Origin of the sequence: Rossellomorea sp. NPDC071047, assembly GCF_050270195.1 — a bacterium.
Lineage (GTDB): Bacteria > Bacillota > Bacilli > Bacillales > Bacillaceae_B > Rossellomorea.
Map to the genome: position 1 here is coordinate 574,682 of NZ_JBNNJT010000002.1, position 25,761 is coordinate 600,442.

Genomic DNA, 25,761 nt, shown 5'->3' on the forward strand with positions numbered 1-25,761 from the left:
AAAATTCATTCAGAAAGGCGGGATCCCTGCCTTTCTGTTCTCATTTGTATCGATAAAAGCTAATTCTGGGAAAGAGGGGAAAATATGTTTATTACATCAAGGGAAAAATCCATCATCGAATTGATTGTAAAAACATCGGGTAAGCATACCGTGTACTCTCTTTCTGCATTCCTGAATGTGAGCGGGAGAACCGTTCAGCGCAACCTGAAATCTATTGAAAGCATTTTAAAACAATATCATCTAGAACTGAAGCGAACGGCCAATGAAGGTCTGTTCATTGACGGGAAGAATGAACACATCTATCGCTTGATCCAGAATCTTGCGGAAGTGAATCCCACCGATGAAACTCCAGAAGAAAGAAAGCTGAATTTATTGATCATCCTTCTCCAAGAGGGACCTTCCTTTAAAAAACAGGTACTTGCACAGCAGTTGGGGATCAGCGTCACGACCCTCACTTCATATCTCGATGAGCTCGCCGATTGGCTGCGAAAATACGGCATCACCCTGACAAGGAAACGAGGGGTGGGGGTGGAGCTTACAGCAGATGAAGCCGACAAACGTCATGCCCTGGCAAGCTTTTTCCTCGTCTACTTTTATGAGGACATCATCGAGGCCCTGTACGGAATGCAAAAGGGAAATCAGCTCGAGGAGCCGGTGCTGGGGTATTTCAAGCCTGACTATTTAGTCGCTGTCGACCGGGTGGTGAATCGTCACTTGGCAGAGGGGCAGATCACCTTGACGGACAGTGATTATATCGGTCTCATTGTGTATACTTGCCTGACGATACAGCGATCCGAAAAGGGCTTCGAATTACAGAAATATGAGCCGGGTGAGGCTCATGATTCAACTGAATATCAGCTGATGGACACGATAGGCACGGAACTGAAAGAAACACTTTCTACTCCGATGACTAATCGGGACATACAATTTTTGACGGTCGTGTTAAAAGGGTCCAAAGTTCAGGATCCCGACGTCGTTTACTATGATAGCATCCTCCTTGGCCATCTCATCAAGAATGTCATCAAGGATGTATCAGAGGACCTCCATGTGGATCTGTCTGATGACTTTTCTCTTTTTCAGGGCCTGCTTGCCCACATGGGACCGTCGATCTTTCGCCTGCAGCAGGAGCTGGATCTTTTCAATCCATTGACGGATGAAATCAAGAGGAAGTATCCCGTGTTATTTTTAACTGTAAAAAAGAGCCTTGAAACGGAGTTCAAGGATATTGCTTTTCCCGATGATGAAGTGGCGTTCATTGTCCTTCATTTCGGATCGGCCATGCTGATGAATGAAGAGAAGGTGAACATCCAAGCGGTGGTCGTCTGTCCGACGGGAATCGGTACATCCAAGATGCTCGCAAGCCGCATACAGCGGGAACTGACAATGATCAACAAGGTGGAAATCCTGTCGATCAAGGATTTTCAGTCGGCGAACCTTGATGACTACGATATCGTCATTTCCACAGTCAGACTTCCCTTTACGGAAGTGGAGTATATCCTGGTGAGCCCGTTATTAAGTGAAAAGGATATCGGATTCATCCAAAGCTATCTGCAGAATAACGTAGAAAAGCTGACGAGAAAGAAATACTTGAAGGCAGCGACGCGATCGGGTGAGAAAACCGAAGTCAGGATGCTCCTCAAGGAAATCAAGGACGTCCATTCCAGCATGGAAGCCATACTCACCAATTTCCGCGTGTACCGGAAGCAATCGGCGGGAAGTCATCTCAGGATCCTCAATGAAATGGTGGAACAAGCGGAACGGGACGAACTTCTTCATCAGCCGCATGTGGTCATGCATCAGTTGATGGAAAGGGAGAAAAAGGGAGGACTCGGGATTCCGAAGACGAATATGGGTCTCTTCCATTGCCGGGACCATAGCGTGAAGAAGCTGATCTTCCAGGTAGCACATCTGGATGAACCATGCAGGATCAAGGGGATGGACGGAGTGGAAATGGAGATGAAAAGTCTCCTTCTCATGCTAGCCCCTGAAGAGTTGAGCAGGCGGGAACAGGAAATCCTCAGCCTTATCAGTACAAGCTTAATCGAAGATCATATTAGCATGATGATTTATTCGTCCACGAACGAAGCGATCATCATGAAGAAATTAGAAGATATATTTCTGGACTACTTACAAACTAATTTGATAAAGGAATGATGATGTTGAAACAAACCGTACATTTTGGAGCAGGAAACATTGGCAGAGGGTTTATCGGAGCATTATTTTCCCAATCAGGTTACCACGTCACCTTTGTGGACATTGCGGAGCAGGTGATCAACAAGCTGAATGAAGAAGGTCGCTACCAGGTGAAGCTTGCAACGGAAACGAAGGAAACGGAAACGATCGAGAATGTGTCCGGCCTGAACAACCTTCATCAAGAAGGGGAAGTAATCGACACAATCGGCCAGTCCACCTACCTGACGACGGCGATCGGACCGAATATCCTTCCGAGAATCGCACCCCTGATTGCAAAGGGGATTGCTAAGCGTATGGCGTCTACAGATGAGCCGTTATATGTGATCGCGTGTGAAAATCAGATCGGTGCGACGGACATTTTGAAAAAACATATTTTAGAAAATCTTGATGAAGAAACGGTAAGTAAGCTTGAAGGCAAGATTTTCTTCTTCAATTCAGCGGTGGATCGCATTGTTCCTATGCAGGATCAAGGTTCATTGGATGTCCTTGTTGAACCATACTATGAGTGGGTGGTGGAAACGAAGGAAGCGATCCCACCTGTTGAAGGGATGACGATTGTAGACGACCTAGCACCATTCATCGAGCGTAAGCTGTTCACGGTTAATACAGGACATGCGGTCATTGCTTACCTTGGTTACCTGCAAGGGAAATCTACGATCGATCAAACATTGGCGGATGACGCCATTGCCGATCAGGTCAAAGAGACGTTGAAAGAAACCGGTGCTTATCTAGTAAAACAATACGGACTTGATGGAAAAGAGCATCTTGCTTATATTGAAAAGAACATTGAGCGATTCAAAAATGCCTATCTGAATGATGATGTGACCCGTGTGGGACGCGCACCGATCCGCAAGCTTGGTCCCGATGACCGCTTGATCCGTCCTACAACAGAGGCTCAAAAAGCGGGGCTCTCTTATTCGTATCTTGCCAAAGCGATTGCAGCAGCGCTATTGTTTGACAATCCTGAGGATGAACAAGCAATGGAAATACAAGGTATTATCAAGGAATACGGCCCTGCCCATGTTTTAGAAAAAGTGAGCGGACTGGATGAGGATAGTGCGATTGTGAAGGAAGTTATGGTGCAGTATGAAGTTATGAAGAAATAGATAGGAGGGGCTGTCGAATTGATTCGGCAGTCTTTTTTATTTTAGTTTGACGCATAAAAGATAAGAGTCGACGCCAAATTTTCAAAAGATGAATATACGAAATTTGACGCATAAATCTCAAAAACGAACATAGAACCGATCCGTGTCTTTTCTGTGACGCCCCCGCACCCACGCCAATCCTCAAATCATCTACAATCCCATCATCTCCCTTATTTTTTATCAAAAAAAAAGATAGATTTCCCCTCATACCGGGTGTAAAATATATGAAAATACACATGCAGGAGGAAACAGCCAAATACAATCTACAGTTATGCCTATTGTTGCGATCGTTTTTCCAGATTGGAAGAATACAAGAATGCTTCCACTAACATAAAAATTCAGAATGTTAAAAATACGATAAGAGGTTGATTAAAGTTGACAATGGATACTACTGAAATAGCTGTAAAGGAACAAACGATTTTTCACCATACGGGGAATAAGATCAAGACGGAAGACCGGGATATACAGATTATCGCGAAAATGGAGGAGCCACTGATTGTCGTTCTTGGCAATGTGTTGAGTCATGAAGAATGTGATGAACTCATCCAGCTTTCAAAGGATCGTGTGCAGCGTTCGAAGATAGGGAATACCCGTACTGTCGATGAACTTAGAACGAGCAGCAGCGTTTTCCTTCAAGAAGGCGAACATGACGTTGTGACTAGAGTGGAAAAGAGAGTCTCTCAAATTATGAATATACCTGTGGAGCACGGGGAAGGTCTTCAAATCCTTAACTATAAACCGGGTCAGGAATACAAGGCCCACTTCGATTTCTTCTCGGCGTCATCGCGGCCGGTGAAGAATCCGAGAATCAGCACCCTTGTCATGTACTTGAATGACGTAGAGGAAGGTGGGGAAACGTACTTTCCGAAATTGAATTTCTCTGTCTCTCCGCAAAAGGGGATGGCCGTCTACTTCGAATATTTCTATGATAATCAGGAGCTGAACGACTTGACGCTTCATGGCGGGGCACCGGTTGTCATCGGAGATAAATGGGCTGCGACTCAGTGGATGAGAAGAAAGGTATTTAAATAAAGTAAAAGAGGAGCATCCCGGATGCCCCTCTTTTTTTAGCTTGCCGATTTAATTGGTTTAATAATTCCTGAGTTCATTTTTTTTACGTTCAGCGTGTGGTTGATCATGCCTGTGATGATCAGAAGGATGCCGATCAGGGCGGATCCTGATGGGAATGGAACGGACAGGATCGCCGCTTCCCCCATGATGACGAACAGGATTTGGGTGGACTGGGTCGCTTCCACTGCCGCAAGCTTCCCAGGATGATGGCGGGACTGATTTGTCGCAATGAAGAAAAGTGATGTCGCAATCACTCCTGAGCAGATGGCGACGATAAAAGATTGTGTCACTTGCGACGTGCTTGGTGCCCCCACCTTGAAAAACGCATAGCACCCCAGGATCAACCAGAAGGGAGTACTTGCGATCGTCATCCCCAGCACACGTTGGAAGGTATCAAGCTTTCCGCCGCACACCTCCATCATCTTACGGTTCCCTAGTGGATAAGCAAAGGCTGCGATGATCACAGGTAAGACACCTACGACCATTTCTGAAGGTGACAATCCACCGGCATTTTCCTGCTGGATGAAAAGAACCCCTATTAAAATGATCGAGGAAATGGCCAGTGCTCTTATTTGAATGGAGTGCCTGCGCTTCACCGGTCCCGAAGTATAAAACAAGGGAGCAAGCAAGATGCCAGCGACGATGGTAAACTGCCACGTGCCCGCGACGAGCCAGCCCGGTCCGTACGCAGCCGCATAGGTGATAGGGCCATAAAAGAGCACAAACCCGACAAAACTCCATGTCAGCCACTCAAATGGTCGCTTCCTTATTTCAATCCATACTTGATTTACATTCTTCCTTAAACCTACAATAAGGAATAGGAAGGGGAGCATGAACAGGAATCGCAGGGATGAACTCCACATCCAGCTTCCACCAGCCAGTTCCATTGAACGGTTCAGAATAAAGGTGACGGCAAAGAACATAGATGATATGACACCGAGAGCAAGCTCTTTGATGATGAACACTCCTTTCTGTTTCGTATACTATAGTTTATTTTATATATATTATAATATACTTACATACATTGTCTATAGAAAGAGGTAGGAATATGAACAATGACGGTTTGACGTGGCAGGACCCGGAAAAATTGGCGCTGCATGTGGGAATGACACTGAGACATATACGACATGAGCGGGGGCTTAACCTGCAGGAGATGGCGGCCATGACCGATGTCAGTACTTTGACACTGGGCAAGATCGAAAGGGGAGAGGCGAATCCATCTTTGACGATCATCTGGAAAATCGCGAATGGTTTAGCTATCCCCATATCTGCCCTCCTCGTGGAAAAACAAGAAGTCCAGATCTCCCGGAAAAATGAAGGGAGCAAAGTGATCAGTGCCAATGAGTCCTTGACCTTGGAACCGATGTTTACTTCTTCTGGCTATAACTCATTGGAAACCCACAGGGCCTTCCTGAAACCGGACAGTGAGTACCGTGCCGATGCCCACCAGCCCGGGGTGATTGAATTTGTCACCGTGATGGAAGGAAGGGTACGTGTTAAAGTGCAGGATGACGAATTCGAGCTAGGTCAGTATGACTCGATCAAATTTCATGCGGATAAAGGGCACAGCTACATCAATATGGAATCAACGGAAGCGGTCCTGCATTTTGTGATGATTTACACGGGACGGACAGATTGAAGCTTATCAATGGGGATAAGCTTCTTTTTTTGGCAAAAAGCCTAACGATGTAGGTTAAAAACGGTTTTTTCAAACGTTCTTTGGCTTTTGGATCATTTACATTCAATCTTCGTGGCGGCTGACCCCATCCAATCTAATTAATTGCGTCAGAATCATCCATGATTGCGTCATTTTCGAGGGGAATTGCGTCATTATCAAAGATAATTGCGTCGATTTTATATTTAATGCGTCTCTTTACATGATTTATGCGTGTTTTTGAAATATATGGTAGACACCACCTTTTCCACCACACAAAAAATTCCTTGAAACTTTTCCCACCCCACCGGACTCTAATGAATGACAGGAGGTTAATCAATGGATGTAAAACTTGTAAAAAAAGCAATAAAGGGGAATGAACAGGCATTCGAAAGGCTGATCCACTCAGAAAGTGAGAAGTTGTATCGGACGGCATTTCTATATGTAAGAAATAAAGAGGATGCTCTGGATGTTGTGCAGGAAACGGTTTGTAAAGCATTCACCTCGATATCCCGGTTGAAAAATCCGGAGTATTTCAGCACCTGGCTGATCAAGATCCTGATACATACGGCATACAGCATCCTAAAGAAACAAAACCGGCTCGTGCTGACAGGAGATGAGTTTCTCGATACCGCCATCGTCTCAGAAGAACAGGATGTAGAAGGGCGGATTGACTTGATTACAGCTATGGCGTCTTTGAATCAAAACTATCGAACGGTCATTATATTATTCTATTTCCAGGGTCAGTCGATCAAGATGATTGCTGATACGATGGGTACGCCTGAAGGGACGGTCAAGACGTATCTTCACCGGGCAAAGCTGGAATTGAGAATGCTATTGGAAGGAGTGAATCAGTATGGACAAAAAATGGTTTGAGGAAGAAATGAACAGCATCGAGGTACCAAAAGAAGAGGTTTTTGAGGCGGTCTCAACAGGAATACAAAAAGGTAGAAAACAAAAAGTCCGGAAAAAAACAGCCAAGATAAGTGCCGCTTTTACCACCGCTGCTGCCTCCATGGTACTCATATCGGGCTTCCTATTCGCCCCTGTGAACAATGCACTGGCCAAACTGCCTGTACTGGGCGGCATTTATGAAAAAGTAGGTTCCCAGGTCGGGAAAGAACTCTATTCAAGCGATAAAGTGACGGAAGTTAATCAGGCCGCCACTTCCAACGGTGTCGATGTAATGATTACAAGCACGTATTATGACGGGAACATCATCGGGGTCACCTTCAAGGCGAAGGGTGATGACCTTTCCATTGAACATATGGACGAAGGGAATCGTCCAGTGAACGGTTACAGCTATCACCTCTTCGACGGGAAGGATCAGAATCAATGGGGGTCGGGAAGTTCGGGTCTTAAAAAAGACGGGGATGAGTTCATAGGCTCGATCGAATTTTACCGGGACGGGAAAGAACCGCCGGAAAACTTCACCCTTCCGTTAACTTTCACCCATATGGCCGACGTGAAAGGTACCTGGACCTTTGATGTACCGGTCAAGAGGATTCCATCAGAAAAGATCCAAACAGATGTAAGGACAGAATCGCCCCATGGTGAATTTGAGCTGCAAGTGACATCTGTCACTAAAGGAAAAGCTACGACTACACTGGAGTATACATATTCGGTGGAGTCTGAGAAAGATACGTTAAATCTAATCGTGTTTGATGACCTAGGGAACCGGTTATCAAAGTCCAGTGCAGAGACACTGAATATCAAAGAAGTTGACGGTGATTATCAAAAGACTGTCAGGGAGCTGTTCACTAGTAAACTCAGTGATAATGCACAGTCGCTGAAAGTCCAAGCTGATATGGAGCGAGTAGATGAAGACGGCATCATCTCACTGAAGGATTCACCTCCATTCCAGGTGAAGAGCCCTCGTTTTGGTTATCAGGTCAAGGTACAAGATATCCAAAACGTAAAAGGGAAGGTGACACTGGACTTCACCCTCGATGCCATCAAAGAAAAACAATTCAAATATGACATTTTAGAGAATTTTGCTCAATTCATTCAGGTGATCCCATCAAAAGATATAAAAAGAAATGCAAAGGATGAATTGGATTATAATGAGATGTTGAATCATATGATCAGAAGTGCTAAAACGAAAACAGTGGATAAGGATACTCTCCGTTATCAATCCACGTTTACGTTACCTCAGGATGCCAGCCTTGAGGACTACTCTCTAATTGTTCCATTCGAGACATTGAGCAGAAATGATAAGCCGGTCAAAATGAAACCGTTCGAAATCAATCTGAAATAAAATGATCCACGAAATCCCCGGGCTCCATTCCGGGGATTTTGCCTATTTCTCTCTCAAAAACCAATTGACAACTATTTCAAGCGAATGTTATAGTAATTCAAACAAAATAATACGTCACTCTCTGATAATAGAGGCGCGAGTATGATGAGTATCTTCTTTGAGAATAATGGATTCTGAGAAAAGAAGGGAAAGGCAGATCGCCGAAGCAGAAAATAGCCAATTCTATTTTTTGTTGGGCCAGCATTGAAGAAATGCTGGACTGTCACAATGAAAAAGTTGTGGAGCACTATTGAAGAGATGTTAATACATAGTCTTCATCATGTTTCCAAAACTTTTGATGATAAACCGTATGAGCATCGCTTCATACGGTTTTTTTGTGTTTTTTTAGAGAGAGTCAAAAGGAGTTTAGGATATGAGTACAGTTGATGTAAATGTTCACGGAAATCTTGAAATTGGTGGGATGAGTACGGGTGAGTTGGTGGAAACCTATGGGACGCCTTTGATGGTCTACGATGAAAGAATGATCCGTGAGAATGCGAAGTTGTTCAGGGATGCATTCAATGAAAGTGGTCTGAAGTATCAGGTGGCGTATGCAAGTAAAGCGTTTCTATGTAAAGAAATGGTGCGACTGGCTGAACAGGAAAGTTTATCTCTGGATGTTGTGTCCGGCGGGGAATTGTATACGGCATTGGAGGCGGGATTTCCCGCTGATCGCATTCATTTCCACGGGAACAACAAATCGGAAGAGGAACTCATAATGGCGTTGGAAGCAGAAATCGGCTGTTTTGTCGTAGATAGTTTCCTCGAGCTTGAACTGTTGCATGACCTTGCAAAGGAACGTGAGCAACAGGTTCAGATCCTGATCAGGGTCACACCTGGCGTCGAAGCCCACACTCATGAATACATTACGACGGGGCAGGAAGATTCGAAATTTGGATTCAGCATTTCGAACGGGCAGGCAAGTACGGCGATCCAGCTGGCTATCCGCAAGCCATACTTCTCATTGCTTGGGCTCCATTCTCATATAGGATCCCAGATTTTTGAACGGGAAGGGTTTGATCAGGCGATTCAAGTACTGGCTGATTTCCTTCAGAGAATTCGTATCGAATTTGACGTGACCATGCCGGTGCTGAATATCGGCGGAGGATTCGGTGTCCGGTATACGGAAGAAGACCAGCCCTTGCCGATTCCAACTTATGTGAAATCTATTACCGATAGTGTGAAGAACTATTTTGCAAAGAATGAATATCCTCTTCCTGAAGTATGGGTGGAGCCGGGCCGGAGTATGGTGGCAGAAGCGGGTACGACGTTGTACAAAGTGGGATCAAAGAAAATCATCCCGGATGTGCGTACGTATGTCGCGATTGACGGAGGGATGACGGATAATATCCGCCCCGCCCTATATCAGGCGAAATACCATGCGGTCCTGGCCAACCGTCCACAAGAGGAATGCACGGAGCTTGTGAGTATTGCAGGGAAATGCTGTGAGTCAGGTGACATGCTGATTTGGGATCTGATGCTTCCCCCGACGAATTACGGTGATATACTGGCGGTGTTCAGTACAGGAGCCTACGGGTATTCGATGGCGAGTAATTATAACCGGATCCCCCGCCCTGCCGTTGTGTTCGTGCATGATGGGGAATCACGGGTCGTGATCGAACGTGAATCGTATGCAGATTTAGTTCGGAATGATCGATAAATAGGGTTGGTTTTCCCTTCCTGTTATGGAATGGGTACTAGTTCCTGCCCTGAAAGTCCATAGCTCAAACACACATCTGTATAAAAAAGAAGGCTGCGTCTCATTAGACGCAGCCTTCTTTTTTATCTATTCATAAATCCTCTTCCGAAAGTATTGTAAGTAATGGATGAACCTACCTGGTGGGACACAGGGATAGGTACTCTGTCCTGGTCTGAAGATCCAGATTTGACCCACAAAGAAGCTGCATTGAAGCATACAACCCTCTTTATATCGTCAATCCTCCTCTTTTGAGAGCTGCATCAGAAATTGATGAACCTCATTCGGCGTCATCAAACTTGAATCCTCTCCATCCTCTTTTTTTAATATATTGATTTCATGATTGAGCTGTTCCATTTTGCGATCAAGTAAAGCCGCCTGTGTAGCGGCTTCCTTCAACCCATCCTGAATATGGGAGGGAATCTGCTTTTTATATTTGTAGTAAATTTTATGCTCGAGACTTGCCCAGAAATCCATGGCGATTGTGCGGATCTGAATCTCCACATACACGACTTCCACGCGATCCGTCAAAAAAATCGGAACCTGAACGATGAGGTGAAGGCTTTGATACCCATTGGGCTTCGGAGTCTTGATATAGTCCTTCACTTCCACCACCGTAATGTCATGCTGGGATTGAATCAAGTCCGACACCTTATAGATATCCTCGATGAACGAGCAGGTGATGCGTACGCCTGCAATATCCCGGATTTGTTCTTTCATCTGATCAAAGGAAGGTTTCATGCCCTTCTTTGACATTTTCTTCAGGATACTTTCAGGGGACTTTAGGCGGGTCGAAATGTGTTCGATCGGATTGTATTCATGGATGACCTGGAATTCCTCCCTTAAGATATTGATCTTTGTCCGGACTTCTTCAAGGGCGAATTTATATGAAAGCATGAAGCGGTTCAGGTTCGTTCTCAGTTCTTTAAGGTTAATCTCATTCACGTTGACTGCTCCCTTAGATTGTAATGGTATCAGTATATCCAATTTGCCCCCTCGGCATCTAGTGTGGAAACGTGACAAATATGTATCTATTTTCATAAGTAAGTTGAATGAAATCGAGTAATCACATGGGGACTAGTTCTCTACTCCCGAAAAATAACCCCAATTGAGTATTGGCTGTGCTGAGACTTACAATTTAATTAACCACAGACATACAAAATGACTCCTAGAGAAACAAGCTTGCATCCCCGTATTAGCATACGACTATGTAAACTGGGAGGTGATCACTGACGAATTCATCCTGGTAGTCTACTTAAATATTTTTAGGACTACATACCTTCTTTATTTTTCCCTCAGCAAGAGTCTACTCATATGAATCAATCAACTGACGAAATGAATAGAATAGGAGAATGTTCATGAAAAAGCTTAACGTGAAACCACTTCTTGTTGGATCGATTGCTGCGACGATGATTTCAGGTTCGATGTTCCAGGTGGATGCACTCGGTATCTCTTCCAATGGGAAGGAACTCGAGGAGTCTAATGTTGATAAGAATGAAGTTATCAAAGGGGAACATACCATCACCCTCATCACTGGTGATGTGGTAAAGGTGTCGACCCTCCAAAATGGCAAACAAATCATCAATGTGGAGCCTGCTGATAAGAATGGCGAAGGTGTCCGGGTCATGACCATCAAAGACGAAACTTTCGTATTCCCGAACTCTGCCATGCCTTTTATGGCCGCTGGAAAAATGGATGAAGACTTATTCAATATTACAAAATTGATCGAGTATGGGTATGATGACAAGAATCAAGCGTCTGTACCTGTCATCGTAGAATACAAAGAAACCAAGGCTAAGACTTTCTCAGCAGCTCCGGCCCCAAAAGGATCGAAGAAAGTGAGGGACTTGGAAAGCATTAATGGAGCGGCCCTTTCTGCAGAGAAGAAGCAGGCAGAATCGTTCTGGAAAGACGTCACTGTTCAAAGCGAAAAGAAAGATTCGGAAAAAACACCCCAATTTGAATACGGCGTTGATAAAATCTGGCTGGATGGCCGTGTAGAAGCAGCCCTTGATCAAAGTGTACCGCAAATTGAAGCGGATTCCGCATGGGAGCAAGGTTTTACAGGAGAGGGAGTCAAGGTTGCCGTACTTGATACTGGAATCGACTCGGAGCATCCGGATATAGCAGGTCAGATTGATGATGCTGTAAGCTTTGTACCTGGTGAAGAAGTGAAGGACGTCAATGGTCATGGAACCCACGTTGCCTCTACCGTTCTTGGAACCGGTGCGGGCGATGGAAAACATAAAGGTGTCGCTCCCGATGCCCGATTACTAGTTGGAAAGGTATTGAGTGATCAAGGATTTGGGCAGGATTCCTGGATCATTGACGGAATGGAATGGGCTTCTGAGAATGCTAAAATTGTCAACATGAGTCTTGGAAGCGATATGCCAAGTGATGGGACAGACCCAATGGCAGAAGCTGTGAATAGACTGACAGATGAAAATGGAACTTTATTCGTCATTGCGGCCGGCAACAGGGGCGGGGAAGGTACGATCGGTTCCCCTGGTGCAGCAGATTCAGCCTTGACGGTTGGTGCAGTGGATAAAGAGGATGAACTGGCGTATTTCTCTTCCAAAGGTCCACGCTATGGGGATATGGGGCTTAAACCGGATCTTTCAGCTCCAGGTGTGGGAATCGTGGCGGCTCGTTCCCAATACTCCAGTGGGACCGGAGATTACAAAAGTTTAGATGGTACATCAATGGCGACTCCACATGTTGCCGGTGCAGCTGCCATTTTAGCAGAAAAATACCCTGAATGGGATGGAACGACATTGAAACAAGCTCTGATGAATACGACAAAGAAGCTTGATGGTTACCAGCCTTATCATGTCGGAACAGGACGGGTGGACGTAGCTGCTGCACTGGATACACAGGTTAGGGCAACGGGCTCGGTCTCATTCGGATTCTTTAAATGGCCTCATGATCAAGCAGTTCCAGTAGAAAAGGTAGTGACCTATACAAATGATAGTGAGGAAGAAATCACTCTTGAACTGGAGTCAACCTTTACAAATGCGGATGGAGAAGTGGCACCAACAGGTATGCTGACGGTCTCTGATCAAACTGTTACGGTTCCAGCAGGCGGAACGGTGGACGTGAATGTAGCACTCGATTCCAAGCTTGGAGAATCAGGGTCACGCTACCAAGGATTCCTGACAGCCAAAAAGGACGGAACAGAACTCGTACGCACCACGATGGCAATGGTCAAGGAAGAGGAAAGATATCCTCTTACATTGAATGCAACCGATCGTGACGGATCGAAAGGACAGGCTTATGTCGTACTGTTCAGTGAAAAAATGGAGCCTGAAGTTTTCGCTGTCGATGGTTCATTAGAACTTCGTCTGCCGCCTGGTACGTATTCCGCCATGTCACTTATGGATGTAGATGTGGACACGGATCAAGCAGGTGTAGCCCTTGTTGGAAATCCGGAAGTGAAGTTGAACGGTCCAAAAACCGTCGAGTTGGATGCACGAAAAGCGAAGGAAATCAAAGTAGAGGTACCGAAGAAAACAGAAGCGAATTATCGACGGATGGAGTACCATCAAACCATCGGTGATATGCCAATGACAAGTTTATATTTAATGCCGGTGTGGGTCGATAAACTATATGCCGTACCGACCAAGGAAGTGAAAAGTGGATACTTCGAGCAGCTGACACGCTGGCGCCTGACCAAGCCACTGTTGACGATCAATTTTAACGGAAAAGAATTGGATGATATCCCGTTAGCCGGAAGTACCTTATTGGATGGAAAATATAATCTGTCCACCGTGTATGCCGGAAAAGGAAGCGCTGCAGACTTTGATCGATTAAAGGCAAAAGGAAAGGCTGTCGTTGTGGATCGAAATGCAGAAGTGAGCGTTTCAGAGCAAGCAACAAATGCTGCAGCTGCAGGAGCAAAGCTGGTTATCGTTGTGAATAATGAAGATAAAGAATTCAGCGTATATGCAGGAACTCCGGACTATACAGACAATCCACTAGCTGTTGCAGCCATCAGCAAAAAAGAAGGGGATAAGCTTGTAAAGGCGGTCCGTTCAGGGAATATAAAGCTGAAGGTGGAAGGGAACACTGATTCTCCATACGTGTATGACCTTATGGATGTCCATGAAGGATCCATCCCGAAGGACTTGACTTATGCACCAAAAGGCAAGGATTTAGCGAAAATAGATACGCGCTACAATTCACATATTGAAACGGATGGGGGAGAATTCCGTTATGACCTTCGACCACATACAATGGGTGCGGTAGGTTTCCTTCAAAGGCTTTCAATGCCAAGTGCCCGTACTGAATATGTATCGGCTGTAGAAGGTACAGGCTGGTATCACCAGGCAAATGTACTTGATGCAACGTGGGAGATCCGTCAACCACTCGTTACGTATACAAAAGGACAAAAAATCACAGAAAACTGGTTCTCACCGGTCGTCCGACCAAGTCTTGGACAGGGCTACTGGGGTCCTAGAAGACAAGGGGATTCTCTCCAAATCAATGTCCCTGCATGGGCTGACGCAGGTAAAGGGAACACTGGCGGTACGGAATATAATGTATCTGTCCAAAATCAGACCACGCAATTGTACCGGGGGGAGACATTACTGAAAGAAGGAAAAGGCCAGGCGATTTATGCTTTCGGAATCGCACCGGAGGAACGCACCCAGTTCAGATTCGTTACAGAAGCCAAACGTGATGAAGAACGCTGGAATACATCTACGCGCACGCATACAGAATGGACTTTCTGGACAGAAGCATCAGAAGAATGGCAATATAACCTTCCATTCCTTACACTTGACTACAAAGTGGATACAGATGTCAACGGAGATGCTTTAGCTAACCGTCCGACTAACCTTGAATTATCGGTTGGCAAAGTAGAAGATGCGATTGGCTATGGCAATGTAGAAGGCGCTACCTTGGAAGTGTCCTTCAATGAAGGGAAGTCATGGAAGAAGGTGAAGCTGAACCAGGATGGCGATACATTTAAAGCATCTGTTCAGAATCCTAAGAGCGCAACGAATGTTTCATTGAAGGTTAGCGCGTGGGATGATGAGGGGAATAAGATCACACAAGAAATTATTAAGGCTTATGGGTTGAGATAATTAAGAAGGAAAGATGCCTCGATAAAGTGGAGGCATCTTTTTTTATGTCGCAATAGGAGAGGAACAGTCAATGAAAAAGCAGCCCTCATCGATTTAGAGAAACTGACGGAAATTCAGAGGAAAAGAGGATCCCTCAGGACGGTCATTGAAACTTTTTGAGCACATATCCGTATAGTATAATGATAGATTTTAATGTAATTCGTAACAGGGGGTGTTTCTTTGAAAATAACTACCTATAGAAGCATGACAGAGTCAGGTTTGAATAAAAAAGTGAATAACTTCTTGGAAGATCAGACCATTGAAATAATCGATGTTAAATTTTCAATGACCATATTTGATTACGGAGTTATGATATTGTACAAAAAGAAGGAGCAATAAATGAACAGAGAATTAGAAAGCATTTTCTTCCTGCCCATTTGGATTGGAACATGGATTGAGGAAAGGATTGGACAAGGAGTAAAAGGGGTCATCAGTTACGTGGTCATTTACTTCATTGTAACGTCATTCCTATCCATCATTACGAATGGGATAGAAGTATGGTTCATCAATCAGATGTTTTCCTTTTTCAATACATATCTTTTGTTAGGGATGTTATATGTATTTTTTAATTATTGGAAGAGATCAGAGTAGAAATCCTAACTGAAAAGATATCTAGATTTTCATCAAGAGGGACGGACCTTCATTTGCAAAATTGAAGGTCCGTCCCTCTAAAACATTAAGATAAAGCATCTTGTACATACTTCTTGGTCGCAGCCTGATAAAACCCTGCCTGAACCGTCAGTACGGATATGATCAGGACATTCAGGACAATGTTGAGGTTTTCTTCCTTGATTCCGTCAAAGGTCGATAACATGGTTTTGCATTCTTCATTGATGAATCCATCGATATGCTCGTTGACCGAACCATCCGCCTTCTTTATCGAAGGAAGGGTTTGATGATGGATCTGGTCAAAGACCGTCGCATAGGCAAGGTAAAGATCTGTGGGGTTGACGATGTCATCCGTGCGGTCTTCTATGTTGTTGAACACCAGGGTCAAGATCTTCCGGATGGATTCAAAATCCAGGGTAGCTTTGAGGTCTTCGACGATGAATAGCATGGCGGCTTGTTCGATGGTATATTTTTTTCCCAGCTGCGGGGAACCGATCAACCCTTTTACATCCCGCTTCACCCAGTTCTGGACAGTGCTTTGGGGGAAGTTGGTGAATTCGATCAGATTTCCCAGGGAGACGATCTCATTGAGTGAAAAACCGGTTTCTCCCTTGGACGGCCTGAGGAGTTTTTGAATGATGGGAGGAAGGTCTTTTTCTTTATGTAAATCCGTCCATGAATCCTGAAGCACCTCAATAGGGGACCTGCTGTTTATGCCGCTCAGAGAAAGCAGCAGGTCGGCCATATTTTTACGTGTCAGTATAAACGTTTTCATCATGATTACCCCGTCTCTTTTACAATATCTTCTTTTATACTACTGGTTCGGTCGGGTCTCGTCAATTTCACCTTTTACTTGTATTTTTCCTAAAAAGGACGTATAATTAATTCAGATACAGGTTCATATGAACTTGAAATAGGAGTGAGGAGACAAGATGGGGAAACGTATATTTTATTTCCTTTTAACAAACGTTTTAGTATTACTGACGATTAGTATCATTTTTTCCGTTACGGGAGCAGGGAACTACATCACTGCCTCAGGCGGAATTGATTTCGGCGCATTATTGATCTTCAGTGCGATCATCGGTTTTTCCGGATCATTCATTTCATTGGCCATGTCACGTTGGATGGCGAAGAAAATGATGGGCGTCCAAGTGTTGGATCCGAATGGGACCTTATCTTCTGAGGAACGGGCAGTTGTGGAGAAAGTCCATCGATTATCAAGAGCGGCTGGTTTAGTACACATGCCCGAGGTGGGAATCTACCATTCTCCTGAAGTGAATGCCTTCGCGACGGGTCCTTCTAAGAAACGATCACTCGTTGCCGTTTCGACAGGACTACTTCGTGAGATGGATGATGACGCGGTTGAAGGTGTCATTGCCCATGAGGTGGCCCACGTTGCGAACGGGGATATGGTGACGATGACCTTGCTGCAAGGTGTGGTCAATACCTTCGTCGTATTCCTGGCACGAATCGCCGCATGGATTGCTTCACGATTTGTAAGAGAAGAAATGGCACCAATCGTTCATTTTGTTGCTGTTATTCTATTCCAAATCGTTTTCTCGATCTTGGGAAGTTTAGTTGTCTTCGCTTACTCCCGTCACCGTGAGTATCACGCTGACCGTGGTGGAGCGGACCTTGCCGGTAAGGACAAAATGGTCCACGCCCTGCAAATGTTAAAAGCATACTCAAGTCGTATGAAGGGTGAAGATGACACAGCCATCTCCACATTAAAGATCAACGGCAGACGAAAATCAGCCATCTTCTCGACTCACCCTGATCTGGATGATCGGATCAGTCGATTGGAAGCGAAGTAAGTGGGACTGGGACAGTTTAGAAGTCCCGTTTCGTTATAAATGAAAAAAATGTCGATTCCATTAGTGGAGTCGGCATTTTTTTGATGTATGCCGATATACAGGGCGTTCGTAATCTGTTCACTGTAAATATCTATTCCATCTCCGGGCAGGGGCTGATGTTTTTTTGTCCGGCCGTGACCATTTGTACAAGCTGTGAATATTTTACTAGTAGAAGGGGTGATAGATTAAATGGTAAAAGCTAGTGATTATTTGATAGCTTTAGATGATGGTCATGGGATCGGGACAGCCGGGAAACGTACGCCTTATATCCAGTCGCTTGGCAGACAGATCCGTGAAAATGAGTTTAATGAGAAAGTGACTTTCTTTTTGAAAGTTGAATTAGAGAGATGTGGATTCAGGACTATACTGACCGCTCCGACTGATGAGGATACACCATTAAAGTCCCGTACAGAATTAGCCAATTCTATGAGGGCAAATGCCTTGGTTTCCAACCACTTTAATGCCTTTGATGGAAAGTTCGATGGTGCAGGAAAAGATGCTGAAGGGCATTCTCTTCATATATATTTCAATGATGTACAGGATAGAAGGCTCGCTGAAAGCATTGCGAAGTACTTGAAGCAGGGTACCGGGCAGGTATATCGAGGGATCATTGAGCAGAATCTTCATATGACAAGGGAGTTCAATGGGCCTGCGGTGCTTGTAGAAAATGGCTTTATGGATAATGAGAGAGAAGCGTTACTCATGATCAATGAGGAATTTCAAAGGGAATCGGCAAGGGAGCAGGCTCGTGGGATATGTGATTTTTTCAGCGTACCGTATGTGGCTGCAGGAAACGTTGTGGCACCTCCTGAAACAGATGTCAAAGGTGTGTGGACAATCAGGGATGTTATCGGAAAACGGGTTGAGAGCATATATAGAGGTGCTGAAGGACTGGACTTTTACAGTAAGCCGACCTTCCGTGATACCTACCGTGCAGGCACTTTGAAGTACGGATATGGGTTTCCGGAGATTATACGGAAGCTTAAGGTGGAAGGTGCTTATATGTATGTGGTCAAGAACTCAAGGGGACACGTGTATTATGTAACAGCAGCCCCGAAATTTGTGAAGGTGGAAGGAAGGGGTCAATCTACCGGGGGATCATCACCGCTGCCTTCATCGGGACCTGTCGCCATCGGGGAAATCAGAATTGTGGGGGTGGCGAATGCCGCCATCATACAGGATCGCCCTGATCGGTTGACATCAATGGGCTTGGGTACCATCGCAAAGGACAGGACGATTCCAGTCACAGGATCCCTTAAAGGGAGAAATAGCGGCTCCGGCTACTGGGAAGTTATCTACAACGGCAGGAGAGCTTATATAACCGGAGAATTCGGACGTTATAAAGCCTATTAATATGTCCGGCAATAATGAGGTCCGTCCTTTAGAGCGTTAATGCGTTCTGGGACGGACCTTCGTTGTCATTGTGGATGCAGGAAGGGGAGGAGCCCATATCCCTGTTGCATTCCTCCACTTTTTTTAATAAAGTATAAAGTTAGACAGAAGTTTTCAAGGAGGACCAGAAATTGACGAATATCAAACCAGAAACAATGGTTGTTACGATAGAAGATTTGGATCAAAAGGGCTCAGGGCAGGCTGTGGTCTGGCGGGAGAATGAGCTCGGGAATCCGAAGAAGTTAAGGCTGACGATTCCTCAGACCCTGCCTGGCGAAAAGGTGGAGGTTACGGTGGATCAACCTGATCGCCGTAGACGAAAGGCAATGCCGGATGAAATCCTCGAAGCCCACTCTGAGAGAATCCCTGCACCTTGTCCGCACTTTGAACGCTGCGGTGGATGTGTGTGGCAGCATTGGGATTATGAAGGTCAGTTAAAGCAGAAGACGGATCATGTGAAGCATGCCTTGGAAGAGCAAGGCTTTAATCCTGACCTGGTACGGGATACAATGGGGATGGATAATCCGTGGCGTTACCGCAATAAAATGGAATTTACATTTTCTCCTGAGGGCGCCCTCGGACTGCATGAGCAAGGGAATTTCCGGAAGGTCATTTCCCTTGAAACCTGCTTGATCGCAAGTGAAGAAATGGTGGAAGCGACCATGGAAGTCGCCGATTGGGTGAAGGACCATGGATTAAAAGGATATAACAAGGACGAGCACGAAGGGTTACTTCGTCACTTAATGGTCCGTCAATCGTTTGTAACGGGTGAGCTGATGCTTGGTCTGTTCGCGACTGAGGCTCCTGAAAACTATCAGGAGGCAGTGGACGATTTAGTAGCCCGCGTAGGTGAAAAATTCCCTCAAGTCAAAAGCTTATTATGGCTTGAAAATACGGCATGGGCCGATCGGACGCAAGCAGAAGAAATTCATCTTTTAGCTGGTCGTGACTTCATTTATGATGAAATGGATGGATACCGTTTCCGTCTTTGGTTTGATACGTTTTTCCAGACGAATCCGACACAAGCTCAGAAGCTCGTAGACCTGGCAATTGAAATGGGACAGCCGAAGAAAACAGAGAAGATGATCGACCTTTTCTGTGGAGTAGGAACATTTTCTCTTCCATTTGCAAGCAGAGTCGGAGAACTTGCCGGCATTGAAATTGTGGAAAGTTCGATTGAGTCGGCGAAACGCAATGCTGAAGATAATGGCATCTCAAACACGACCTTCCTTGCCAAGGATGCTCGAAAAGGAATCGACCAAATGCTTGAGAGCTTCGGTCATCCACAGCTATTGATGTTAGACCCTCCACGCTCTGGTGCAGGAGGAAAGGTCATGAGACGAATCGGACGTGCCAAACCGGAACGTATTGTCTACGTATCATGTAACCCGGATACATTCGCGACGGATATCAAGGAGCTTGAACCATTCGGATACACTCTGGATGGTGTTCAACCTGTTGACTTATTCCCTCAAACGGTGCACGTGGAATGTGTAGCGACATTGACACTGAATTCATAAGCGGCGAGGAGAGATTCTTGTCCGCATGAAAGGAAATACCTGACCCTATGTGGGTCAGGTATTTTTTTGTTTATGATGAAGGGGGACGGACCTCTCATTTGCCTCCCAACACAAAATCCAATTGAGGAATAGAGGTCCGTCCCTCATTTCACTGCCCTGGATTTTTTCGGGATGTTCGTCAGGTTCCATTTTGCTCCATTTCCGTTTGGGTCAGAGATGCTCACGATCGGGGCGACTTTGATCATCCCGGAGATGGTGTTTTCGTTGTACTCGAAATCGAAGTAGCCGATGTTCGGGGCGATGTCCTCCCCCCGGAGCCCATAGATTTCCTGAACCTTGGGTTTTTGGATGGCAGGGTTAAAGATGACCTCCAGCTTGTAGCGCGATTCCGGATTGATCCGTTCCACCTTGATCTGGAAATTCCCGTCTTCGTCCACCACCCCGGTACTTTCCGTGACGTATTCCTCACTTTCGTCTCCCTGCCAGTTGATGACCCTTGCGTAGGATTCGAACTCACCGTAATCCTTAAGCCCGGCAAACATGATGCTATCCTCAGGAAGGTTGGATTGGCCTTCTACAATAAGCTCTTTTCCTTGAAGCAGGACCGTTCCGGTTATATCGATCCTGACTCCGGACGGCGCCGCCTGCTTTTGAGGGAGTTCCGTTGCCATCTCAACCCGGCATCCGGTCAGGACAATCAGACTGACAGCCAGAATATACATCAGCCAATTCCTCAATGGAATTCCTCCTTTGAGCGGTTTTTGAACGTAAATGGATCTTCCAGTCGTGATGAGGGTACCGGCTTGTTGGAAGGGGTCTCGTCTTTCCCGACAGGAAGCGTATCCTCAAGAAGAATTTCTTTTAAAAACCTGCTTATCTCATTGATGCAAAAAATCGAAACGGCAAAAAAAGCAAGTGGTGTCAGGACAAGCCACGTATGCAAAAAGACCATTTGAATATTGATGCTCATCGTGGCCGCCCACTCATTCGTATAGGAAAAATATTCAGGTATGTGCTCCATGATCCCAAACTCCTCTGTTTTCAGACCTCCCAAACAAATATGGAGAACCCCAAGTTGAATGAGAAGGTACAGGGTCTGGGATATTTGCTCAGAAAACATGACAAGGGCATGCCTACTGAACTGTGGACGTAAATGGCGCTTGATGATATAGAATCGGGTTGCCCCGATTTGTTTGGATACGGTAACGAAATCATTTTTTAGATACTCCTTCATTTCTTCCCCGATATACATCCCAAGTGAGGGGATCACAATGATGGCGATCACCACTATTTCAATCATCAGAAATCGAAATGAATACATCGCCCCTGTCTCGAAGGCAAACTGGAGTGGGGTGAGAAGAACAAAGGCAATAATTGCAAGTGGGATGAAGTTGAACGTATCCCCGACCCCCTTGATCATCTGTCTCGCCCAATCAGGAAGAAAAGCATACACAATACCGAACGCGAACCCGCCGACCATCCGGAGCAGCGCAATGACTATTGCCGATAGCAGCGTATATTTAGCACCGGCAAGGAGTAAATAAAATAAATTCCGTCCAAGTTTATCACTGCCCAAAGGGGGCATTTCCTCCATTGTATATGGAGGATCCGCGATTACTCTTCCAGAATCATCCTTTAAATACGGCGGCCCGGGTTCGAGTAGCTCTGGATATATGGCCGGTACGACAAAGCTCGCTGAAAGCATGACCAGGAGAAGACCAAGGGGAAGCCAGAACCGGAATGATTTCAGAATTCTCATGAACTGACCTCCTCTCCGGACAGCCATTTTTTAAGTAAAATAGCTCCTAATGTAAACACGATGAAGAATGGTATGTAAATCATCAGCATCCCGATGAAGAAGGCACTTGGCGTATTGCTGGAAACATCGAGGAGCACATTCATAAATCCGTTGATATTAAAAAGAATCTCAATGATCAACAGGTTTGAAAGCATAAGCAGAAAAATCGGTTTGATGTGGTAATAAAAATGAATCCACACATTTCGGAACAAGTGAACCCATACTGTATACGCTTTTGAGAAACCCTTCGAATAGGAGTATTCGACATATGGTTTTTCCTCTTCTTCCCGAAGCTGGAACAAAAAATGCTTCGTTAAAAAAGCAATCGGCATGATCGCAAGACAAATGATCGGGAGCAGATAGATCTTTTCATCCCCAAGGGTGTAGATGTCAAACAACAAAATATCCGTCTTTTTGAAAAACCAGACAATGAAAAGTTGGATAAATACGATAATCAGAACATCCGGAAGGGAATCAAGTGAATCCAGCAAACGGAAGCAGATCTGATATATTTTCTTTGGCAGAAACATAAACAAGTAGCTAACAAGGGAAGACGTGAAGGCAGCAAGAAAAAAGGCCAGGAGTAAGAGCGAGAACGAATAACCGAACAGCTGAAAAAACAACGGATAAATCGGGTAGCTTTTGTAGTCCATTGGATCCCCGATTTTGATGATGATGGAGCCTGGTTGGAGCATTTCACGTCCCATCTCCTGCAGGGTTTGAAGATATTTTCCCAGCATGATCACCAATTCAGTATCATACGCAAGCAGAGACCCGGCCCCGCTGAAAAGGAATAATCCGATGCATGTGAGCAAAAATTGAATGGGAAGACCGAAGACATTGAACTTTCTCAGTAAAAACACCCCCAGAGTCTTTTAAAAATATTATATCTTTAGATTACAATAATTTCAAAATAATTTTAATTTTTACAATAATGTTAATTTACTGGATGTTATTCTCTGTATAGGAATTCGTGCCGGTGAAAATCCTATCAGTAGTGCTACATACGCAGGTGCGATTTAGGACATTAGCCGAGAAGAACGTTATAATGATGGTGACATAAAAGGAACTTAAAAAAATCATAGACGATCTATGGTTTTTTGTTTTATTACGAAAAAAGGAGAGGACGATAATGGGAAATCAAGCAGGTTGGAACCTCGAGAACAGCTATTCCACACTTCCTGGTTCTTTTTTTACAAGACAGGATCCAACTCCTGTTCAAGCACCAAAGCTGATCGTACTGAATGAACGTGTTGCTGAGTCGCTGGGGCTGGATGCAGAGAAACTTGGGGAAGAGGTTTTATCGGGCAACGAAATCCCCGAAGGTGCCGACCCCCTTGCTCAAAGCTATGCCGGGCATCAGTTTGGCTATTTTAATATGCTGGGGGATGGTCGCGCCGTACTGATCGGTGAACAGATCACCCCATCAGGTGAGCGTTTTGATATCCAGCTTAAAGGGGGAGGGAGAACCCCTTATTCCCGAGGTGGGGACGGTCGCGCGGGACTTGGACCGATGCTGAGGGAGCATATCATCAGTGAAGCTATGCATGGACTTGGGATTCCGACTACCCGAAGCTTGGCAGTGGTGATTACGGGTGAGCCGATTTACCGGGAAACAGAACAGCAGGGTGCGATTCTGACCCGAGTAGCGGCTAGTCATCTTCGCGTCGGTACTTTTCAGTTTGCTTCAAAATTCGGAACGGTAGAAGATCTCCGCGCACTGGCTGATTATGCGGTGGAGCGTCACTACCCGGAAGGTATGAAAGCACCGAACCGTTATCTTTACCTGCTAGAAGAAGTAATCAAGCGACAGGCTGCACTCATTGCCAAGTGGCAAATGGTCGGGTTCATTCATGGCGTGATGAACACAGATAACATGACAATCAGCGGAGAAACCATTGATTATGGACCATGCGCTTTTATGGATACGTATGACCCTGCAACGGTCTTCAGCTCCATTGATACCGGAGGGCGTTATGCCTACGGAAATCAGCCTCAAATTGCCGGTTGGAACCTGGCCCGATTTGCTGAAAGTCTATTACCGATTCTTCATAATGATCAGGAAGAGTCGCTGAAGCTTGCCCAGGATGCTGTGATGGAATTTCCTAAGTTGTATGAAGCTAATTGGCTGGACGGAATGAGAGGGAAACTCGGTATTTTCAATGAAGAAGATGGGGACGAATCCCTTGCGAAAGAACTTCTGGGTTTGATGAAAGATAATCGTGCCGACTATACAAATACATTCCGTTCATTAACAAACGAAGAAGAAATCGATCTGTTTAAAAATTCGGAATTTGCTCAATGGAAAGAACGCTGGGAAGAAAGACTTAACAGGCAAGAAGAATCGAAACAAGCAACTCATCAGTTAATGCGAAAACACAATCCAGCTGTGATTCCCCGGAATCACCGTGTGGAGGAAGCGTTGGAAGCTGCTGTGGAAAGCAATGATTACAAGGTTATGGAGCGTTTGCTTGAGGTTCTTGAAAATCCTTACCAGTTATCGACAGAACAGTGCAAGTACACGAAACTCCCGGATCCATCTGCTCGTCCTTACCGAACGTATTGTGGTACATGAAGTATGAACCTGTAGCAGGAAGCCTATAAAGGTTTCCTGTTTTTTTTTGAGTGTAAGAGGACTTTCTCACTGATAAGTCGAAACTATTTAAAGATTGATGAGGAGAAAAAGGAGATAAAGGAGTTTTTCTATTGAACCAAGCATTGCTCGTGATTGATGCCCAGCAGGAATTAATCGAAGGAAATGAAGGGGAACAAGCCGTATTTCAAAAAGAAAGGCTGATTAAAAACATAAATCAGGTCATCCAAAAGGCAACTGAAGTTGGTGCTCATCTCGTCTTTATACGGGATAAGGATGTCGGCGGCGGGGAAGGTGATGGATTCCAGGTTCACAAGGATATCCATGTTCCGGACAATGCCGTTGTGTATGATAAATTAGCGACCAATTCGTTTTACGGTACGCCATTACTAAGCTTTTTAAAAGATAAAAAGGTCGAACATGTCGTGATCATGGGATGCCAAACGGAATATTGTATCGACACCGCTGTTCGGTATGCAACCGTTAATGGATTGGACGTAACCCTGGTAGCAGATGGTCACTCGACAAAGGACTCACCTGCGTTAAAGGCTGAGCAAATTATTCAGCACCATAACAATGCGTTAAATGGTCATTATAATGTGGATCATTTCTCCGACGTCAGACAATCTGGTGAAGAGTTGTTTCAGCCGAAGCATGATTTTTATCGGGAGAAATACGGAATGTAGAATAGGAAAAGCCCATTTTGTCTGGCAGAAAGCAGATGGAATGGGCTTTTTTTGTTCCCGGATTGAAGTGTTTTCTCAAATGGATTCAACCCTGATATGCTATAGTAGTAGCATATCAGGGGCAGGTCCCGT

At 45.1% G+C, this 25,761-nt stretch carries 20 protein-coding genes and 1 riboswitch; of the genes, 14 read left to right on the forward strand and 6 right to left on the reverse strand.

Annotation, left to right across the window (positions count from 1 at the left end; genetic code table 11):
- Nucleotides 1-84 precede the first annotated feature (84 nt).
- The 3 genes from ACQKFO_RS10830 to ACQKFO_RS10840 all read left to right on the forward strand — a co-directional run bounded on the left by ACQKFO_RS10830 (nt 85) and on the right by ACQKFO_RS10840 (nt 4,370).
- Nucleotides 85-2,154, forward strand: a complete 2,070-nt coding sequence (locus tag ACQKFO_RS10830) for a BglG family transcription antiterminator (protein ID WP_427598639.1) — start codon at nt 85-87, stop codon at nt 2,152-2,154.
- 5 nt (nt 2,155-2,159) lie between these two features.
- Nucleotides 2,160-3,299: a mannitol-1-phosphate 5-dehydrogenase gene (locus tag ACQKFO_RS10835; protein ID WP_427598641.1), complete on the forward strand. Its 1,140-nt coding sequence runs from the start codon at nt 2,160-2,162 to the stop codon at nt 3,297-3,299.
- A gap of 420 nt (nt 3,300-3,719) precedes the next feature.
- A complete protein-coding gene (locus tag ACQKFO_RS10840) occupies nt 3,720-4,370 on the forward strand; it encodes a 2OG-Fe(II) oxygenase (RefSeq protein ID WP_427598900.1) in 651 nt (216 codons plus the stop codon).
- A gap of 35 nt (nt 4,371-4,405) precedes the next feature.
- Here ACQKFO_RS10840 and ACQKFO_RS10845 read toward each other — a convergent pair whose 3' ends face one another.
- Nucleotides 4,406-5,365 carry a DMT family transporter gene (locus tag ACQKFO_RS10845; protein ID WP_427598901.1) on the reverse strand — a complete coding sequence of 320 codons (960 nt, stop codon included), beginning with the start codon at nt 5,363-5,365 and terminating at the stop codon, nt 4,406-4,408.
- Between the two features lie 149 nt (nt 5,366-5,514).
- Between ACQKFO_RS10845 and ACQKFO_RS10850 the strand changes: the two genes are divergently transcribed.
- The 4 genes from ACQKFO_RS10850 to lysA all read left to right on the forward strand — a co-directional run bounded on the left by ACQKFO_RS10850 (nt 5,515) and on the right by lysA (nt 10,019).
- Entirely contained in the window at nt 5,515-6,048 is a 534-nt protein-coding gene (locus ACQKFO_RS10850) for a helix-turn-helix domain-containing protein (protein WP_427598902.1), read from the forward strand.
- Nucleotides 6,049-6,402: 354 nt separating this feature from the next.
- The gene (locus tag ACQKFO_RS10855; protein WP_427598642.1) at nt 6,403-6,939 is read left to right on the forward strand and encodes a sigma-70 family RNA polymerase sigma factor; all 537 of its coding nucleotides are present in this window, start codon (nt 6,403-6,405) and stop codon (nt 6,937-6,939) included.
- The gene (locus ACQKFO_RS10860) at nt 6,920-8,320 is read left to right on the forward strand and encodes a DUF4179 domain-containing protein (RefSeq protein ID WP_427598643.1); all 1,401 of its coding nucleotides are present in this window, start codon (nt 6,920-6,922) and stop codon (nt 8,318-8,320) included. Before ACQKFO_RS10855 ends, ACQKFO_RS10860 begins: the two co-directional genes overlap by 20 nt.
- Nucleotides 8,321-8,440: 120 nt before the next feature.
- Nucleotides 8,441-8,617: riboswitch (Lysine riboswitch) on the forward strand.
- A 115-nt stretch (nt 8,618-8,732) separates the two neighbouring features.
- Nucleotides 8,733-10,019 (forward strand): diaminopimelate decarboxylase, encoded by a 1,287-nt coding sequence (gene lysA / locus ACQKFO_RS10865; protein WP_427598644.1) that lies wholly within the window; start codon nt 8,733-8,735, stop codon nt 10,017-10,019.
- A gap of 273 nt (nt 10,020-10,292) precedes the next feature.
- On the opposite strand, the gene ACQKFO_RS10870 is transcribed toward lysA, so the two are convergent.
- The gene (locus ACQKFO_RS10870) at nt 10,293-10,952 is read right to left on the reverse strand and encodes a GTP pyrophosphokinase (protein ID WP_427598903.1); all 660 of its coding nucleotides are present in this window, start codon (nt 10,950-10,952) and stop codon (nt 10,293-10,295) included.
- 461 nt (nt 10,953-11,413) lie between these two features.
- Here ACQKFO_RS10870 and ACQKFO_RS10875 point away from each other — a divergent pair, with 461 nt between their 5' ends.
- Nucleotides 11,414-15,139: a S8 family peptidase gene (locus tag ACQKFO_RS10875; protein WP_427598645.1), complete on the forward strand. Its 3,726-nt coding sequence runs from the start codon at nt 11,414-11,416 to the stop codon at nt 15,137-15,139.
- Between the two features lie 378 nt (nt 15,140-15,517).
- A complete protein-coding gene (locus ACQKFO_RS10880) occupies nt 15,518-15,769 on the forward strand; it encodes a hypothetical protein (protein ID WP_427598646.1) in 252 nt (83 codons plus the stop codon).
- An 85-nt stretch (nt 15,770-15,854) separates the two neighbouring features.
- Here the strand turns inward: ACQKFO_RS10880 and ACQKFO_RS10885 are convergent, their stop codons facing one another.
- The gene (locus ACQKFO_RS10885; protein WP_427598647.1) at nt 15,855-16,565 is read right to left on the reverse strand and encodes a DUF1836 domain-containing protein; all 711 of its coding nucleotides are present in this window, start codon (nt 16,563-16,565) and stop codon (nt 15,855-15,857) included.
- Between the two features lie 154 nt (nt 16,566-16,719).
- Here ACQKFO_RS10885 and htpX point away from each other — a divergent pair, with 154 nt between their 5' ends.
- The 3 genes from htpX to rlmD all read left to right on the forward strand — a co-directional run bounded on the left by htpX (nt 16,720) and on the right by rlmD (nt 20,552).
- On the forward strand, nt 16,720-17,601 hold the full coding sequence (htpX, locus tag ACQKFO_RS10890) for a protease HtpX (RefSeq protein ID WP_427598648.1): 882 nt from the start codon (nt 16,720-16,722) through the stop codon (nt 17,599-17,601).
- A 228-nt stretch (nt 17,602-17,829) separates the two neighbouring features.
- On the forward strand, nt 17,830-18,993 hold the full coding sequence (locus ACQKFO_RS10895) for an N-acetylmuramoyl-L-alanine amidase family protein (RefSeq protein WP_427598649.1): 1,164 nt from the start codon (nt 17,830-17,832) through the stop codon (nt 18,991-18,993).
- A 194-nt stretch (nt 18,994-19,187) separates the two neighbouring features.
- A complete protein-coding gene (gene rlmD / locus ACQKFO_RS10900; RefSeq protein WP_427598904.1) occupies nt 19,188-20,552 on the forward strand; it encodes a 23S rRNA (uracil(1939)-C(5))-methyltransferase RlmD in 1,365 nt (454 codons plus the stop codon).
- A gap of 143 nt (nt 20,553-20,695) precedes the next feature.
- On the opposite strand, the gene ACQKFO_RS10905 is transcribed toward rlmD, so the two are convergent.
- From ACQKFO_RS10905 to ACQKFO_RS10915, 3 genes are read right to left on the reverse strand one after another with little or no spacing between them, the layout of a single operon-like run.
- Nucleotides 20,696-21,289 carry a hypothetical protein gene (locus ACQKFO_RS10905; RefSeq protein ID WP_427598650.1) on the reverse strand — a complete coding sequence of 198 codons (594 nt, stop codon included), beginning with the start codon at nt 21,287-21,289 and terminating at the stop codon, nt 20,696-20,698.
- On the reverse strand, nt 21,286-22,311 hold the full coding sequence (locus ACQKFO_RS10910) for an ABC transporter permease subunit (protein ID WP_427598651.1): 1,026 nt from the start codon (nt 22,309-22,311) through the stop codon (nt 21,286-21,288). Before ACQKFO_RS10910 ends, ACQKFO_RS10905 begins: the two co-directional genes overlap by 4 nt.
- Nucleotides 22,308-23,213, reverse strand: coding sequence for an ABC transporter permease subunit (locus tag ACQKFO_RS10915; RefSeq protein ID WP_427598653.1), 906 nt, complete (start codon nt 23,211-23,213; stop codon nt 22,308-22,310). The genes ACQKFO_RS10910 and ACQKFO_RS10915 overlap by 4 nt, the downstream gene beginning before the upstream one ends.
- 269 nt (nt 23,214-23,482) lie before the next feature.
- Between ACQKFO_RS10915 and ACQKFO_RS10920 the strand changes: the two genes are divergently transcribed.
- The gene (locus tag ACQKFO_RS10920; protein ID WP_427598654.1) at nt 23,483-24,925 is read left to right on the forward strand and encodes a protein adenylyltransferase SelO; all 1,443 of its coding nucleotides are present in this window, start codon (nt 23,483-23,485) and stop codon (nt 24,923-24,925) included.
- Nucleotides 24,926-25,056: 131 nt separating this feature from the next.
- The gene (locus tag ACQKFO_RS10925) at nt 25,057-25,629 is read left to right on the forward strand and encodes an isochorismatase family protein (protein WP_427598655.1); all 573 of its coding nucleotides are present in this window, start codon (nt 25,057-25,059) and stop codon (nt 25,627-25,629) included.
- Nucleotides 25,630-25,761 lie beyond the last annotated feature (132 nt).

What these genes read in the sequence shown, in the direction of transcription:
- ACQKFO_RS10920 (WP_427598654.1), top strand. Translation starts at nt 23,483, where the DNA reads ATGGGAAATCAAGCAGGTTGGAACCTCGAGAACAGCTATTCCACACTT.
- rlmD (WP_427598904.1), top strand. Translation starts at nt 19,188, where the DNA reads ATGGTTGTTACGATAGAAGATTTGGATCAAAAGGGCTCAGGGCAGGCT.
- lysA (WP_427598644.1), top strand. Translation starts at nt 8,733, where the DNA reads ATGAGTACAGTTGATGTAAATGTTCACGGAAATCTTGAAATTGGTGGG.
- ACQKFO_RS10855 (WP_427598642.1), top strand. Translation starts at nt 6,403, where the DNA reads ATGGATGTAAAACTTGTAAAAAAAGCAATAAAGGGGAATGAACAGGCA.
- ACQKFO_RS10860 (WP_427598643.1), top strand. Translation starts at nt 6,920, where the DNA reads ATGGACAAAAAATGGTTTGAGGAAGAAATGAACAGCATCGAGGTACCA.
- ACQKFO_RS10850 (WP_427598902.1), top strand. Translation starts at nt 5,515, where the DNA reads ATGACACTGAGACATATACGACATGAGCGGGGGCTTAACCTGCAGGAG.
- ACQKFO_RS10880 (WP_427598646.1), top strand. Translation starts at nt 15,518, where the DNA reads ATGAACAGAGAATTAGAAAGCATTTTCTTCCTGCCCATTTGGATTGGA.
- ACQKFO_RS10910 (WP_427598651.1), bottom strand. Translation starts at nt 22,311, where the DNA reads ATGAGAATTCTGAAATCATTCCGGTTCTGGCTTCCCCTTGGTCTTCTC.
- htpX (WP_427598648.1), top strand. Translation starts at nt 16,720, where the DNA reads ATGGGGAAACGTATATTTTATTTCCTTTTAACAAACGTTTTAGTATTA.
- ACQKFO_RS10885 (WP_427598647.1), bottom strand. Translation starts at nt 16,565, where the DNA reads ATGATGAAAACGTTTATACTGACACGTAAAAATATGGCCGACCTGCTG.
- ACQKFO_RS10870 (WP_427598903.1), bottom strand. Translation starts at nt 10,952, where the DNA reads ATGCTTTCATATAAATTCGCCCTTGAAGAAGTCCGGACAAAGATCAAT.
- ACQKFO_RS10840 (WP_427598900.1), top strand. Translation starts at nt 3,720, where the DNA reads ATGGATACTACTGAAATAGCTGTAAAGGAACAAACGATTTTTCACCAT.
- ACQKFO_RS10875 (WP_427598645.1), top strand. Translation starts at nt 11,414, where the DNA reads ATGAAAAAGCTTAACGTGAAACCACTTCTTGTTGGATCGATTGCTGCG.
- ACQKFO_RS10830 (WP_427598639.1), top strand. Translation starts at nt 85, where the DNA reads ATGTTTATTACATCAAGGGAAAAATCCATCATCGAATTGATTGTAAAA.
- ACQKFO_RS10895 (WP_427598649.1), top strand. Translation starts at nt 17,830, where the DNA reads ATGGTAAAAGCTAGTGATTATTTGATAGCTTTAGATGATGGTCATGGG.